The sequence below is a fragment of the Phenylobacterium sp. genome (assembly GCF_036495085.1).
Lineage (GTDB): Bacteria > Pseudomonadota > Alphaproteobacteria > Caulobacterales > Caulobacteraceae > Phenylobacterium.
Map to the genome: position 1 here is coordinate 1 of NZ_DASXNL010000044.1, position 14,534 is coordinate 14,534.

The following is a 14,534-nucleotide window of genomic DNA, read 5'->3' on the forward strand; positions in this document are numbered from 1 at the left end:
GGCCTGCCGCAAGTGAGCTACCCGGCGACGACCACCTTCTACTTCGCAGTCCCCGGCGGGCAGGTCTTCGGGATCGCCCGCTCGGACCGCGCCGAGCTCAAGTCCTAGACCCTGCCCGTCACCGGGATCAGCGCTCCAGTCACCGCTCGGGCGTCCTCGCTGGCGAGGAACAGCATCACTGCGGCGAGGTCACGCGGCGCGACCCAGGTGGCGAAGTCGGCCTTGGGCATATCCTTGCGGTTGGCCGGCGTGTCGATGATCGAAGGCAGGACGGCGTTGACGGTGACCCCATCGGCCTTCAGTTCTTCGGAGAGAGCCTGGGTCAAGCTGTGGACGCCGGCTTTCGACGCGGCATAGGCGCCCATTCCGAGCGACGCCTTCAAGGCGCCGTTGGCGCCGACATTGACGATCCGTCCGTCCACCGAGCGGCGTAGGTGCGGGATCGCTGCGCGGCAGGTGTTGGACGCGGTCTGCACGTTCATCAGGAACAGCCGATGCCAGGTATTCCAATCGCCGCCCTCTAGCTTCTCCCAGGAGAAGCCGCCGGCGATGTTCAGCAGGACATCCAGTCCACCGAACCGGTCCGCTGCTGCGTCGACTGCGGCCGAGGCGCTGTTGGCCTCGGTGAGGTCGACGCCGCCCAGCACCAAGACGTCGTCGCCGCTCGGGGTCCCCGGCGGCGCCGCCTCGGCGAAATCGATCAGCGCCAGCCGTGCCCCCTGCTCCGCGGCCGCCTTGGCGACCGCGGAGCCCAGGACGCCGAACGCGCCGGTTATGGCGATGACGCGTGCGGTCATGCCACGTAACGCCTAGAGGCGTTCGACGATGGTGACGTTGGCCAGACCGCCACCTTCGCACATGGTCTGCAGGCCCCACTTCTTGTTGCGGGCCTTCAGCGCATGAAGGAGCGTCGTCATCAGCTTGGTGCCCGAGGCGCCCAGCGGGTGGCCGAGCGCAATCGCCCCGCCGTTGACGTTCAACTTGGCGGGGTCGGCTTTGGTGGTCTGCAGCCAGGCCACCGGAACAGAGGCGAAGGCCTCGTTCACTTCGAAGAGGTCGATGTCGTCGATCGACATGCCCGCCTTCTTCAGCGCGCGCTCGGTGGCGGGTAGCGGAGCTTCCAGCATGATCACCGGATCGTGGCCGATAAGCGTCAGGTTGTGGATACGCGCGAGCGGGGTCAGTCCGTATTCCTTCAGCGCCTTTTCGGAGACGATCATCACGCCCGACGCGCCGTCGCAGATTTGGCTGGAGGTAGCGGCGGTGATCGCACCGCCTTCACGCAGGAGCTTCACGCCCTTGATGGCCTCGAGGCTGGAATCATAGCGGATGCCCTCGTCGCTATCGTGGTTGACCGGGTTGCCCTCGGCCTCCTTGCCGTCCTTGCCGGTGACCGCGACGATCTCATCCTTGAACGCGCCGGCTTGCGTGGCTGCGATGGCGCGTTGGTGCGAGCCGTAGGCGTATTCGTCCAGCTGATCCTTCGACAGGCCATACTTCTGGGCCATCATTTCGGCGCCCATGAACTGGCTGAACTGGATGTTCGGATAGCGCTTCTGTTGGTTCGGGCTCATCGGATTGCCGAAGCCTTCCTTGGCCGGCAGGGCGACCGAGAGGCCCATGGGGACGCGGGTCATGCTCTCGACGCCTGAGGCGATGACGACGTCCATGGTGCCGCTCATGATGGCCTGAGCGGCGAAGTGCAGGGCTTGCTGCGAGGAGCCGCACTGGCGGTCGACGCTGGTGGCCGGCACGCTCTCCGGGAGCTTGGAGGCGAGGACCGCGCCGCGCGCGATATTCGTCGCCTGTTCGCCGACCTGCATGACGCAGCCCATGACCACGTCCTCAATGACCGACGGGTCCACGCCCGTGCGGTCCACGAGCTCGTTCAGCACGACTGCGCCCAGGTCGGCCGGATGCCACTCGCGGAGACGTCCACCCTTGCGCCCGCCGGCGGTGCGCGTCGCTGCTACAATATAGGCTTCGGCCATGGCCGTACTCCCTTGGAAGAATTCGCTGCGCCCGATGGCGCGTCAAAACAACTGTATGAAGGCGCCGCTGGGTAAGACAATGGCGAGGCGTCCCATCTAGTGCGCGAAACTGGTCTGCAGGATGCGCTCGAGCCATTCGACGTCGAGGCGGTCGAAAGCTGCAGGGCTCTCGGAATCCACGTCGAAAACGGCGATCAGATGGCCCTGGGCGTCGACCACCGGCACGACGATCTCACTCATCGAGCGGCTGTCGCAGGCGATGTGACCCGGAAAGGCGCGGACATCATCGACGAGCTGGGTCTGGCGGCTGCGCGCGGCGGTCCCGCAAACCCCTTGGCCGAAGGCTATGCGCAGGCATCCGAGCGTCCCCTGGTAGGGTCCCACCACCAGTTCTTCGCGCTTGTCCGGATCGACCACATAGAAGCCGGTCCAGAAGTAATGGTCGAAGCTGGCAGCCAGCATCGAGGCGATGGTCGCCATCCGCGCCGTAATGTTCGCCTCGCCGTCCAGCACCGCGGCGATCTCTTGGGCGACCGTCGCATAGCGCTCGGCCTTGGCGGCGGGGAGGATCTTGTCGTTGAAGGCTTCGGCCATGGGATGCATGTAGCGCCCCTGGCGCGCTGGACAAACCCCCGAGGCATGGCCTTTCTAGGCGCCTTCAAGTTCCGGGGTATATTTATGCGTCTTGCCTTGTTCGTTTCCGCGCTCGCGATCTCTTGCGCGGCAGCTTCTTTCAGTCCCGCCCTGGCGCAGATCGCCGACGGGCCGAAACGGACGTTCCAAGGCGCCGATATTTTCGCACTTCGTGCGGCCGGAGATCTGCAGGTTCGACCTGACGGCGGGGCGATCGCGTATGTGCGGACGACCCAGGACATCATGACTGACAGCGGCCACCGGTCGATCTGGCTGGTCGATCCCCAAAGCGGCGCCCAGACCCCGCTGGTGGTCGACGAGGGGCAGAATTTCGCGCCGCGCTGGTCGCCGGACGGATCGCGCCTGGCCTACGTGGTCGCCGGCCCCTCGGGTGCGCAGCTTTATGTCCGGTGGGTGGCTTCGGGACGCTCGGCCAAGGTCGCGACCCTCGAACAAGCCCCCAGCGATGTCATCTGGTCGCCTGACGGCAAAACATTGGCCTTCGTCATGCTGACCCTGAATGCACCCCGGCCGCTGGGCGCGCCGCTGGTCGCGCCGCCCGGCGCCAAGTGGGCTGAGCCGCTGAAGCTCATCGATCGGGTCACCTATCGGCGCGACGGCGCGGGCTATCTGAAGCCTGGCTATCGGCACCTGTTCGTGGTCTCCGCAGACGGTGGCCAGCCGCGCCAGCTGACGTTTGGAAAGTATGACGAGGGCGGTCAGATCGCCTTCACGGCGGACGCTAAAAGCCTGCTCTTCGCCACCAACCGCTCGGCGAACTGGGAACGCGAAGCTCAGGAAAGCGACATCTACCAGGTGTCGATCGCCGATGGGACGCTGACCCGTCTGACGAACCGCGTCGGCCCGGACGAGGCGCCCACGCCCTCTCCCGACGGCTCGAAGATCGCCTACATCGGCTTCGACGACAAAGGCCACCGCGGCTACGATGACGTCCGGCTCTATGTCATGGACCGCGATGGCAAGAATAGCCGGGTGCTCACCGGCGGCTTCGACCGCAGCGTCAGTTCGCCAGCCTGGGCCGCCGACGGCAAGAGCATCTACGTCAGCTATGCCGACCACGGCGTCACCAAGATCGGCCGTGTCAGCCTCGACGGAAAGATGGAGACCGTGGCCAGCGGGCTCACCGACGGCGCGGAGCTCGACCGTCCCTACACGGGCGGCCAATTCTCGGTCGGCAAGAATGGGCTTGTCGCTTTCACCATGGGTGATGCGCAATCGCCGCCCGACGTTGGCATAGCGCGCGCCGGCAAGGCGCAGCGCCTGACGAACCTCAACGAGGACCTTTTCACAGCCAAGACACTGGCCAAGGTCGAGCCCCTGGCCGTCACCTCCTCCTTCGACAAGAAGCCGATCGACGCCTGGTTGGTCACACCGCCCAACTTCGACCCGTCGAGGAAATATCCGTTGATCCTGGAGATCCACGGCGGGCCGTTTGCGGCCTACGGTCCGGTGTTCTCCACCGACGATCAGCTCTATGCCGCCGCCGGCTACATGGTGGTCTATGCCAACCCGCGCGGCTCGACCTCCTACGGCGATGCGTTCGCCAACGAGATCGACAAGAACTACCCCAGCCACGACTACGACGACCTTATGAGCGCGGTGGACGCCGCCATCGCCAGGGGCTCGGTCGATCCCAATCGTCTCTATGTCACCGGCGGCTCCGGGGGCGGGGCGCTGACCGCCTGGATCGTCGGCAAGACCAATCGCTTCAAGGCCGCCGCAGCGCAGAAGCCGGTTATCAACTGGGCCAGCGAGGTGCTGACCACCGACGGCTACAATTTCATGGCGCTCTCCTGGTTCGGAAAGATGCCGTGGGAGGACCCACAGGGTTATTGGGCGCGCTCGCCCCTGTCGCTGGTGGGCAATGTGAAGACACCGACCCTGGTCATCGTCGGCGAGGAGGACCACCGCACGCCGCCGTCCGAGGCCGAGCAGTTCTTCGACGCCCTGCAGCTTCGTGACGTGCCGACGGCGCTGATCCGCGTGCCCGGGGCATCGCACGGCGGCCTTGCCGAGCGGCCGTCGCAAGCGGCGGCCAAGTCCCAGGCCATCCTCGCCTGGTTCGATCGCTACAAATGAAGTCGCCCCCCGCCCTGGCTGTCCTGTCTCTCGCTGGCCTGATCGCCTGGGGGGCCCAGGCCGCTCAGCCTCGTTCAGCCGGGATCAACGACCCCGACACCAGGGCCTGGTGGGAAATCGCCGAGACACTGTCGTCCGACGCCATGGAGGGCCGCGACATCGGCTCTCCCGGCCACCATCGCGCCGCCCTGGTCGTTGCGGCTCGCTTCAAGGCGGCGGGCCTCAAGCCGGCCGGCGACAACGGAACCTGGTTCCAGAAATTCCCGGTCCATGAGAGCCGGGTGGAAACGGCCGGCACGAGCTTCAACGTGTGGCGCGACGACCGGTCGGCGACGCCGCTTCGGTTCCTCCACGACATTACGGTCAGGCCGACCGACACACTGCCGGCCTCGCTGGACGCGCCGATGACCTTCCGGGGCTATTGCGCGCCGTCGGACCTCGCCGAGGCTGCCGGCAAGGTGGTCATCTGCTTCAACACCAAGCGTGCCGGCCTGCCCAGCGGCGCTCAGCGGGTGCAGGCGGCGCAGGCCGCCGGCGCGGCCGGCATCGTCCAGGTCGACGATCCCTATTTCACGATCGAGCCGCCGCGCTGGCCTGCTGCCTACGCCCGCTCGGTCGCCATCGCGGGCTCGCCCGCGCCGGCCGCGGCCGCCATGCCGGTGATGACCCTCAGCGCCGATGCGTTCAGGACGATGGTCGCCGGCTCGGGCCGCGACACCCAGGCGATCCTGAAGCTCGGCGGCGCGAAGCAGCCTTTGCCCAGCTTCGATCTGCCAGGTCGCCTCAAGGCGCAGTTCCATCTCACGAAGCGTGACTTCACCGCGGAGAACCTCCTGGCCCGGATGCCGGGGCGCGACCCCAAGCTCGCCGGTCAGAACCTGGTGCTTTCGGCCCACCTCGATGGCTACGGGTATGGTGAGCCGGTCAATGGGGACGGGCTTTATAACGGCACGCTCGACGATGCGGCCTATGTCGGAACGCTGATCCGCTTCGCCGACAAACACAGAGGCAAACCCCTGCGCCGCAGCGTGGTGTTTGCTGCCTTCACGGGCGAGGAGAAGGGCTTGCTCGGCGCTCACTGGTTCGTGGAGCACCCCACCGTGCCGAAGACCTCGATGGTCGCCGACATCAACCTTGATCAGCTTCGGCCGCTCTTCCCGCTGACCATCCTAACCCAGCTCGCTGAAGACCAGACCAGCCTGGGGCGCACCGCACGCCTGGTCGCCGGCACGATGAACATCCGCATCCAGGCCGACCCGGAACCGGAGCGGGGCCTTCTGCAGCGCGCGGACCACTGGCCCTTCATGCAGGCTGGCATTCCGGCGACCGGATTCATCTTCGGCTATCTGCCGGGAACCGACGCCGAGCGTCGCTACCGCGAATGGTACCAGATCCGCTACCACCGCCCGCAGGACGACGTGACCCAGCCGATGGATTTCGACGCGGCAGGCGCCTTCAATCGCTTCTTCTATCTTCTCGCCGAGGCCGTGGCCGACGCCGATGAAGCGCCGGTCTGGAGCCGCTGAGACCTACGCGACCTCGGCCGTCGCGCCGCCGCCCGGCTTTGCCTCATCGGGCGCCGCGGCGCGGGTGAGAGCACCGAACAGCTCGGCCGCCTGGATCGGCTTTGCCACGTGGCCATCCATGCCCGCGGCGACGTACTGGTCGACCTGATGCGACATGGCGTTGGCGGTCAGCGCGATGATCGGCGTGCGCGGCCGGCCGCTGGCGCGCTCGGCGCTGCGGATCGTAGCGGTCGCGGTCAGGCCGTCCATCACAGGCATCTGAATGTCCATGAGGATCACGTCCCACTCATCGGCCTCCCAGGCCTCGAGGGCGGCCTGACCGTTGTCGACCACGTGCGGATCGACCCCCATTTGATGCAGCAGCGTCTTCAGCACCAACTGGTTGACGGCGTTGTCCTCGGCGGCCAGCACGCGCAGCGCGATCTCTGGAGCCTCCACCGCCGCTGCGGCCGCGGGGCCCAGGACCTTCTCCTCGCCCAGCCAGAGCATCGGTACGCGGATGGTGAACTTCGATCCGATGCCGAGCCGGCTCTCGACGGAGATCTCACCTTCCATCAGCTGGGCGAGCTCCCGGCAGATAGCGAGGCCGAGGCCGGTCCCTCCGAAGCGGCGCGTGGTCGAGGAATCCAGCTGGTCGAACTTGGCGAACAGCTTCGGGAGGCTCTGAGGCGCAATCCCAACGCCGGTGTCGGCGACCGAGACCACCAGGATCTCGCCGTCGCGGACGCTCGTCACCCGGATCTCACCCTGCTCGGTGAACTTCAGCGCGTTGGAGATCAGGTTGTAGAGTATCTGGCGCAGCCGGGTTGGGTCGCCAAGGTAGCGGCCGCGAGCGCTTTCGATGTCCAGGGCGAAGGAGAGGCCCTTCTTGTTGGCTAGCGCGGTGAACGCCGAATAGGCGCCCCTGGCGACGTCTGCGAGCTCGAACTCCACCTGCTCGAGTTCAAGCTTTCCGGCCTCGATCTTCGAGAGGTCGAGTACGTCGTTGAGGATCGCCAGCAGAGCCTCGCCGGAGCGATGGATCACCGAAAGGCGATCGCGCTGACGCTCCGTAAGCTCGTCGCCGGCCATGGCCTGGGCCATTCCCAGGACGCCGTTCAATGGCGTGCGGATCTCGTGGCTCATGGTCGCCAGGAAGGTGCTCTTGGCGGCGTTCGCCGACTCCGCAGCGACTTCCCCCTGCTGCGCGCGCTGGCGCGCCTGGCGCAGGGCTGAGCGCGAACGGTCGAGCAGACGCCGCGAAAGGTAGAAGAAATTCACCAGGCTGACCGCCGCGGCCCCCACGCTGCCGACGGCCCGCCAATCCCAGCTGGCCGAGCTGCCCACATCGAAGGCGATGTAGATCAGCACTGCAACGTAGGGCGCCAGCAGCAGGCGGAAGAGCCTCAGGTCGGCATAGTATTGCAGGAGAACGTAGGCCGAGCCGATGAAGAGGGTCACGAAGGCGAACGCCTGCGGAACCTCCCCGCCCTGGCGCCACAGCGCAACGACCATACCTACCTGGGTCACGGTGCCGATGAAGCTGTTGGCGGAGACCGCAAGCGCGATGCGGCTGGCCCATGGCGTCGCCCGTTGCCGCGCCGCGGCGTTCATCAGGGCGCTGGACATCCAAAGGTTGGCCCAGACGAAGCAAGACCAGGCCAGCGCCCAGCCCCAGCCGACATACCAGCCGGCCACGAGGCCCACCGCGGTGCTGCTGACCAGCCGCGGAAACAGATTGCGCATCGAGGCGGCATAGAGGCTGAGCCCCGACGGCGTCGCCGTCCGGTTGTCGACCCGTGCGCTGTCGGCGACACCGCTCAACAGCCATCCCCCCCATATTTGTCGGATCAATGTTCGCTGATTCGAGTTAACCGCCCACCAAACATGGCGACGTCGCCGTCGGTCGTTTCAAGTCCCGACGCGGGCGAAGAGGATCAGCGTCAGAGTGACCATGATCGCCCCGCCGATGCGGGTGGCGATCTGGGCGAAAGGCATCAGCTGCATGCGATTGGCGGCTGTCAGAATCGCCACGTCGCCGGTGCCGCCCTGGCCCGAGTGGCAGGCGTTCACGATCGCCGCCTCGATCGGATAGAGCTTCACGAGCCGACCGACCAGGAAGCCCGTCCCCACAAGGGCCGCCACTGTCGCCAGAATGGTCGCCAGGGTCGGCAGGTTGAAGGCGTTCATGAGCTTGGCCCACGGCGTCTTGGCCACGCCGATAGCGAACAGCAGCGGATAGGTCACGCAGGTCGAGAAGAACTGGAAGTTGGCGAAGGCGCCGCGTTCGAGGCTGGGCGAAGCCACCCGAGCGAGCTTAACCGCCACCGCCAGCGCCAGCATCACGACGGGCCCGGGCCAGCCCCAAAGCTTCTGGGCCAGAGCGCCGGCCAGGTAAAGGGTTACTGCCATGACCAGCGCGGCGCCGACATCGGCGGGGGTCACCGGGGGCCTCACGGCATCGCCCCCGGTCAGCGGGACGTCGCGCTCGCCCGGTTGCAGGCGGCCTTCGCCTGTCAGGTGCGGCCAGCGCTTGCCGAGGCCGTTCAGCATCCCGGCCAACAGGATCGCCGTCAGGCTCCCCAACATCACGGGGGGCAGCACCTCGGCGAAGAGCTCGCCCTGCGGCAGGTGGCTCACCTGGGCGTAGCCCACGGTGAGCGGAATTGCTCCCTCGCCCACGCCCCCCGCCATGATCGGGGCGACGATCTTGAAGAAGGTGTGTTTTAGGCCGAGCCCCAGCGCCGTCCCCACTGCGCAGCCCACGCCCGCGGCGACGATGGAACCTATGACCAGGGGGGCGAAGATCTTCGCAAAGCCTGCGATCAAAGCCCTGCGGTCCATCCCGAGAATTGAGCCTACGATGATGGCTGCGACGAACAGATAGAGGAAATTGGAGTTGTCGGTGAACGTCGAGATCGAGGTGACCAGCGCCGCCGGCAGAACCCGCGCATAGACCAGGTAAGATGGCAGGAAGGTCGCCAGGATCGCCGCCAGTCCAAGACTCCTCAGGCCCGGCGTTCGCTTGCCGAGCTCGGCGCAGGCAAAGCCGCCCACCGTGAGCACCACGACATTCATCAGGATGTCGGAAGGCGGCGCGCCCAGCCAGACGAAGGCGGACACGATCGCGAGCCCCACGCAGGCTACCGGGACCGGCACGATCCCCATTCGCAGGTCCATGATCCGCCACCAGCGGGCCGGTTGGCCCGAGGGCCCGGCAGGCGCTGCAGTCTCGTCCTCCGCGGTCCCGGCCATGCGTCAGGTCCAATCCCGTCTCCGCACCATCACGGCTGGCTGACAGGACTCACCGCGGAGCGTCACATGTCCGAACTCAACAAGTCCACACGCCGCGCCAAGGCAAAGCCGCGGTCGAACACGGTCGCCGGGCGTCATTGGTCCAAGCCCCCGCTTTCCGGGATTCACCCCATGGGAGGGACCGTCCCCCGTTGTCACGCTGTCGCCAGCGGATCGGCACAGGGGATGAGTTCATGGGCCTCGCGGGATCCATTCCCCCTCGGTGGCGCAGTGCGCGCGGCGCAGGCCTGCCTGCAGGGCCGCGCTCGCGGCGGCCCTCTCAGCCCAACCGGCACATCGGCCTGACCAGGGCCTGGAACTTCAAGATCGCGGACAAGATCCCCGCGACCCTCAGGCTGCACGGGCTTTCACGAGTTCAACGTCAGGAACCGGTTCGAGGGCAACTCGATCGTGCTGGATTTCAGCATGCCGTTGTACGTGAAGCTGCCTGCCGGCGCGCCATGACGGGACGTGCCTGCCTCACGAGCCTCCCGACGGAGCCGCAAAAAGCAGCGCCACGTTCAATCCGCCGAACGCGAAGGCGTTCTGAAGAAGCAGGCCCGCCGTGATCGGCCGCGCTTCGCCGACCACGAGGTCCAGGTCACAGGCCGGGTCGCGGCGGGTGAAGTTCTGGATCGGCGGCGCCAGGCCCTCGGCGAGCGCCCGCAATCCCAGCACCGACTGAAGGGCCGCGGAGCCTCCGATCAGGTGGCCGTGAGCGCTCTTGGTGGCGATCACCGGCATCGCACGCGCGCGATCGCCGAAGACCTCCACCAGCGAGGAGGTCTCGGCGGCATCGTTGAGCGGCGTCCCGGTGCCATGCGCCGAGATCAGGATGTCATCGCGTTCGAGGACGCCGGCCTGGGTGGCGGCCTGGCGAATGGCCCTCGCCTGGCCCTCCGGCGAAGGTTGCGTGATGTGGAAAGCGTCGGACGACATGCCCCAGCCGACCAGTTCGCCAAGGATCGTCGCGCCACGCGCCTGGGCGTGATCCCAAGCTTCGAGCATCAAGACGGCGCCGCCCTCGCCCAGCACCATCCCGTCACGATCGGCGGAGAACGGCCGGCACGTCACCGGCGACATCGCCCGGATGGCCTCCCAGGCGCGCACGCTCCCCGCCGTGGACACCGCTTCGCTGCCGCCGACGAGCGCCGCGTCGACCTGGCCCATGGCGATCATCGCAGCGCCCTGGGCGATGGCGTGGGCGGAGGACGCGCAGGCGCTGGAGATGGAGAACACCGGGCCGCGGATCTCAAACGCCATGGCTGCAGCGCTTACGCCGGCGCTGACCATGACCTTTGGCACCGTGGAGGGATGCATGCGGGCCTGCTTCATCCCGAAAAACCGCTCATAGCCCGCCTCAAGGGTCGCCAGCCCGCCCTGGCCGTGACCGAAGATGATTGCCGTCCGCTCCTTCAGGACAGCGTCGCCGCGAAGGCCAGATTGCTCCAGGGCTTCGAGCGCCGGCGCGAGCGCGAAGGCGGCGAAGGGATCGAGGCCACCCGACGTCGGTCGGCCGAGCGCCTCGTCCAGCGCCGCGCCGTAGCCCTCGGCGACCCTGGCCATCGGCAATTCCAACCCGCCGGGGCCATAGGGCGAATCGCCGATGACGCAGCGCGCGATACCGCCGCGTCCTGCGCTCACCGCCTGCCAGTTCTCGTCGGTCGAAGCGCCCAGCGCGGAAACCGCGCCCAGCCCCGTCACGGCTATCCGTTTCACTTTTGGCTCTGTCTCAGGCCGGGGCTTGAGCCCGGGCTTTCAGCTTATCCATCAGCTGGCCCAGGGTCTTGCAATCCGTCAGCTCACTCTCCTCGACGACGATGCCGAAGCGTTCCTCGACCTCGAAGAGCACGCTGATCACGTCGAGCGACGCGATGCCGAGGTCTTCCAGAGCAGCCTCGCGCTTGAGCGCGGCCCGGTCGACAAGGGCTTCTTTTGCGATGACGTCGAAGAGCTCATCGTCACTGGGCACAATCTGGGCCATCACACCTTCTTTTCAGTAAGACCGTCCGCCCCCACAGCGTCCTTGGACCCTGGACGCCGCGAAAGCCATTGATCCTCAACGTACCCGGTCCGTAGGCAAAGCGAGGAGAGTAATCGGGATAGGCCATTGCAAGTTCCGCCGCTCGCCACGCCCCGCTCATGCGGCCAACCCCACTGTGGGGTCCGCGGCGAAGAGCGGCGCGAAGAGCTGCATGGCGCCGTTTACGACGGCGTTTCGATGCCGAAAATAGATCGACGTGCGCGTCAGGCGGCTGCCGAGCCTGAGCTTGTTCCGATAGGCCGCCTGGCCTGACTCGTAGCGTTCCAGCCCGCGCTCCAGGCACAGCCGCACATTGGTGAACCAGCTCAGAAAATAGAGGTTGAGGGACCGGCCGCGCTCGGCGTCCATCAGGAAGTACTTGTCCAAGAGGACCGCATCGTCCTGCAGCAACAGGTTGGCGGCCAAGAGGTCGTCGTCCTGGAAATAGAGCACATAGAAAGCCCCTGCGCCCATCTGGCGGGTGACGCCGCGGAAGTAATCGGCGGTCAGATTCTCGAACGACATGTCGGCCCGCGCCCGAGTCTCGGCGTAGAGCGCCATCACGCGGTCGAGCACATCATCGATCTCGGTCCGGAACTCGATTCGAACCCGCGGCAGAGCTCGTAATTTTCGCCGCATGTCCTTGCGTGTGCCGGCGCTCAGGCGTCCCAGGTATTCCTCGAGGCTGGCGAAATCGATGTCCAGGTCGGCGATCGGGAGGCTCGCGATCGGTCGATAACCCAAAGGACCGGCGGCTGCGTCCCACAGGGGCCGGTCGGCAGCGATGACGTCCTTCGAGGCGAAGAGACCGCAGCGGGCCTGCATTGCGTCCTGTTCGAACGCCTCCAGAAGGACCCGCAGGAGCTGCGGCCGGTCGGGCTCGGCCACCCGGGCCGCGATGCCGAGGCTGGCTGTCACGGTGCAGGGCGATCCGATGCAGGCCAACCGCAGGGTGAGCGCGTTCGGAACGGCGCGACGCACGCTCTCAATGACCCTGCGAGGCGCGCCGACAAGCGTCGTCTCCAGGCCGTAGTCGGTATGAAACGCCGGCGCGGCGGCCACAAGCAGGTCTCCCTCGCTGACCAGGATGTAACGCCAGCGAAATCCTGGAAGTGCGGCCCGCTCAACGGCGGTCAGGTAGTCGTAACCCTCCAGCACGTCCGGGAAGAGTGCGTCCCAGCTGGCCCGGTCCTGGCCGGCCAGGCTGTCCACGACCTGGGCCTTAAGCATCGACCATCTCGCGCTGGCGTTGCTCCGTCACGGCCGAGGCTGCGGTGAAGAGGGCGGCGGTCAACTCGCCGACGCGGGCATGCTCCTTGTCGACGTGGACCATGTGGTAGCTGTCTTCCAACACGAAGACCTCGGTGCGCCCGCCCAGGGCGTCGCGCAGACGGTAGGCGTTGCGCAGGTTGGCCATGTCGTCCTCGAGGGCGTGGACAATCAATACCGGCGCGCGAACCTGGGGCGCCACGCGTTCCACATGGCGCGCCAGGCGATAAAGCTGGTGCATGCAGCCCAGCGGCATCCGCTCCAGCGCGCCCGGGATCATGGACTGCAGGGCGTGGGCGGCCATGGTCCTCAGCCGCTCATCCTTCAGGCCATAGGGATGCGGCTGGACGAAGCTCAAGCGCCGGATGAGGGGAAGGTTGGCGACCGCCTGGATCACCGGTGCGCCGGTGGTGATCTTGGGCATGTTCCAGCCGTCGTACTCGAACAGCATCGAATAGACCGCAGCGCCGCGGATTTCAGGGAACTGCGCGCAGAGCTCAAGGCCGATCGCCCCGCCGGCGCAGATACCCGCCACATAGACCTCGTCCACCTCTCGGGCGAACTTGAGATAAGCCTCGCGCGCCGAATCCACCCAGTCGCGCCAACCGGTTTTCAGGAGGTCGGCCTCGGTTCCGCCGTGCCCCGCCAGCAGCGGCGCATAGAGCTCGAACCCCCTGCGGTTGAGCACCCGCCCGACGGCCTTCATCTCGCCCGGGGCGCCCGTCAGGCCGTGCAGCAGCATGACACCCCTTCGCCCGTCGCCGCGAACCCGGAAACTGCGATCCTTCATCCGCTCGCTCCATCGGCGATGAGATCGAGCAGATTGAGATTGACGGCTTCGCCGGCGGCCCGCGCCGCTTGCGGCGGTCGGCTCCACGGCTGATCGAGCAAGGCCTCACCCTGCTTCAGCACGCAGCTCAGCGCACCGCCCCCGTAGATAGCCGGCGACCAGTCGCCGAGGACGTCGGCGCCTATCAGCCGGTGGTTCCGCAGCAATCCGACCAGCAAGCGTCTCAGGTAGGCCAGGCTGGTGCGCCCCTGGTCCCAGTTGGTGGCGGCGTCCTTCGGGCGCAGGACGTCCTTGTCGATCGTGATGTAGATCGCCTCCGTCTGGATCCGGCCGGGCAGGAACGTCGCAAACTCAGCCTCCCCCATCGCCTCGATCGTCGGCCATTGCCGTCCGCCAAGCTCCGCGCAAGCCGCGCCGTCGGGGGCGCGATAGGGATAGAGTTCGAGGCGCCCTTCGGCGAGCAGGTCGAGGTCCGCGCGCCGTGGGTTCGGTCGCCGGATGTCCTGGCTGCAGACCCCCACGGTTATCACGCGCGCCACCTGCTCCATGCGTGCGGCCCTACCCACCCACGACCCGCAATGAACGCCGTTGGCGAAACGGACCCAGTCAGGGTGGTTGTCGAAATGCACGACGGTGACGGCCGGGCGGCCCGCAGCTTCGATCGCCCTTTCAAGCAGGAGCGGCGTGACGTGATGGAAGTCCCCGGATCCCGAGAAGACCAGGGTCGGTCCGCCGCTCGGCGGCAGGGCCTCGGCAAGCCGGGCGCGCAGGTCCTCAAGCGCTGGCGCACGGCTCCACAGGCGCAACGCCGGGCCCAGGTCGCGCAGGTCAACGGCTCGTCCGCCAAGAGCCGTCACCTGCGCGACCAGGGCCTGCTGCCGGATCAGGGCGTCGTCCAGATGTAACAGCGCTGCGCGCATGAACCCCTG

12 protein-coding genes are annotated in these 14,534 nt (G+C 67.0%); 2 read left to right on the forward strand and 10 right to left on the reverse strand.

Annotated features, from left to right (window positions below):
- Positions 1–104: 104 nt before the first annotated feature.
- The 3 genes from VGI62_RS06190 to VGI62_RS06200 form a co-directional block, all read right to left on the reverse strand.
- Positions 105–797 (reverse strand): SDR family oxidoreductase, encoded by a 693-nt coding sequence (locus tag VGI62_RS06190; RefSeq protein ID WP_331503530.1) that lies wholly within the window; start codon positions 795–797, stop codon positions 105–107.
- A 12-nt stretch (positions 798–809) separates the two neighbouring features.
- Entirely contained in the window at positions 810–1,991 is a 1,182-nt protein-coding gene (locus VGI62_RS06195) for an acetyl-CoA C-acetyltransferase (RefSeq protein WP_331503531.1), read from the reverse strand.
- 96 nt (positions 1,992–2,087) lie between these two features.
- Positions 2,088–2,585 (reverse strand): GAF domain-containing protein, encoded by a 498-nt coding sequence (locus tag VGI62_RS06200; protein WP_331503554.1) that lies wholly within the window; start codon positions 2,583–2,585, stop codon positions 2,088–2,090.
- Positions 2,586–2,669: 84 nt separating this feature from the next.
- Between VGI62_RS06200 and VGI62_RS06205 the strand changes: the two genes are divergently transcribed.
- Together VGI62_RS06205 and VGI62_RS06210 are read left to right on the forward strand one after the other, a co-directional pair.
- A complete protein-coding gene (locus VGI62_RS06205; protein ID WP_331503532.1) occupies positions 2,670–4,724 on the forward strand; it encodes a S9 family peptidase in 2,055 nt (684 codons plus the stop codon).
- On the forward strand, positions 4,721–6,250 hold the full coding sequence (locus tag VGI62_RS06210) for a M28 family peptidase (protein ID WP_331503533.1): 1,530 nt from the start codon (positions 4,721–4,723) through the stop codon (positions 6,248–6,250). Before VGI62_RS06205 ends, VGI62_RS06210 begins: the two co-directional genes overlap by 4 nt.
- A 3-nt stretch (positions 6,251–6,253) precedes the next feature.
- Here the strand turns inward: VGI62_RS06210 and VGI62_RS06215 are convergent, their stop codons facing one another.
- The 7 genes from VGI62_RS06215 to VGI62_RS06245 all read right to left on the reverse strand — a co-directional run bounded on the left by VGI62_RS06215 (position 6,254) and on the right by VGI62_RS06245 (position 14,525).
- A complete protein-coding gene (locus tag VGI62_RS06215; protein WP_331503534.1) occupies positions 6,254–8,053 on the reverse strand; it encodes an ATP-binding protein in 1,800 nt (599 codons plus the stop codon).
- A gap of 87 nt (positions 8,054–8,140) precedes the next feature.
- On the reverse strand, positions 8,141–9,484 hold the full coding sequence (locus VGI62_RS06220) for a 2-hydroxycarboxylate transporter family protein (protein ID WP_331503535.1): 1,344 nt from the start codon (positions 9,482–9,484) through the stop codon (positions 8,141–8,143).
- Between the two features lie 519 nt (positions 9,485–10,003).
- A complete protein-coding gene (locus tag VGI62_RS06225; protein WP_331503536.1) occupies positions 10,004–11,242 on the reverse strand; it encodes a beta-ketoacyl-[acyl-carrier-protein] synthase family protein in 1,239 nt (412 codons plus the stop codon).
- A 13-nt stretch (positions 11,243–11,255) separates the two neighbouring features.
- Positions 11,256–11,507: an acyl carrier protein gene (locus VGI62_RS06230; RefSeq protein WP_331503537.1), complete on the reverse strand. Its 252-nt coding sequence runs from the start codon at positions 11,505–11,507 to the stop codon at positions 11,256–11,258.
- A gap of 156 nt (positions 11,508–11,663) precedes the next feature.
- On the reverse strand, positions 11,664–12,776 hold the full coding sequence (locus tag VGI62_RS06235; protein ID WP_331503538.1) for a peptidogalycan biosysnthesis protein: 1,113 nt from the start codon (positions 12,774–12,776) through the stop codon (positions 11,664–11,666).
- A complete protein-coding gene (locus tag VGI62_RS06240; protein ID WP_331503539.1) occupies positions 12,769–13,605 on the reverse strand; it encodes an alpha/beta hydrolase in 837 nt (278 codons plus the stop codon). The genes VGI62_RS06235 and VGI62_RS06240 overlap by 8 nt, the downstream gene beginning before the upstream one ends.
- A complete protein-coding gene (locus VGI62_RS06245; protein ID WP_331503540.1) occupies positions 13,602–14,525 on the reverse strand; it encodes a hypothetical protein in 924 nt (307 codons plus the stop codon). The genes VGI62_RS06240 and VGI62_RS06245 overlap by 4 nt, the downstream gene beginning before the upstream one ends.
- Between the last annotated feature and the right edge of the window lie 9 nt (positions 14,526–14,534).

Bases quoted from the DNA above. Each gene is read 5' to 3' on its own strand.
- VGI62_RS06200 (WP_331503554.1), bottom strand. From the start codon at position 2,585: ATGGCCGAAGCCTTCAACGACAAGATCCTCCCCGCCGCCAAGGCCGAG.
- VGI62_RS06230 (WP_331503537.1), bottom strand. From the start codon at position 11,507: ATGGCCCAGATTGTGCCCAGTGACGATGAGCTCTTCGACGTCATCGCA.
- VGI62_RS06240 (WP_331503539.1), bottom strand. From the start codon at position 13,605: ATGAAGGATCGCAGTTTCCGGGTTCGCGGCGACGGGCGAAGGGGTGTC.
- VGI62_RS06245 (WP_331503540.1), bottom strand. From the start codon at position 14,525: ATGCGCGCAGCGCTGTTACATCTGGACGACGCCCTGATCCGGCAGCAG.
- VGI62_RS06190 (WP_331503530.1), bottom strand. From the start codon at position 797: ATGACCGCACGCGTCATCGCCATAACCGGCGCGTTCGGCGTCCTGGGC.
- VGI62_RS06210 (WP_331503533.1), top strand. From the start codon at position 4,721: ATGAAGTCGCCCCCCGCCCTGGCTGTCCTGTCTCTCGCTGGCCTGATC.
- VGI62_RS06220 (WP_331503535.1), bottom strand. From the start codon at position 9,484: ATGGCCGGGACCGCGGAGGACGAGACTGCAGCGCCTGCCGGGCCCTCG.
- VGI62_RS06195 (WP_331503531.1), bottom strand. From the start codon at position 1,991: ATGGCCGAAGCCTATATTGTAGCAGCGACGCGCACCGCCGGCGGGCGC.
- VGI62_RS06205 (WP_331503532.1), top strand. From the start codon at position 2,670: ATGCGTCTTGCCTTGTTCGTTTCCGCGCTCGCGATCTCTTGCGCGGCA.
- VGI62_RS06235 (WP_331503538.1), bottom strand. From the start codon at position 12,776: ATGCTTAAGGCCCAGGTCGTGGACAGCCTGGCCGGCCAGGACCGGGCC.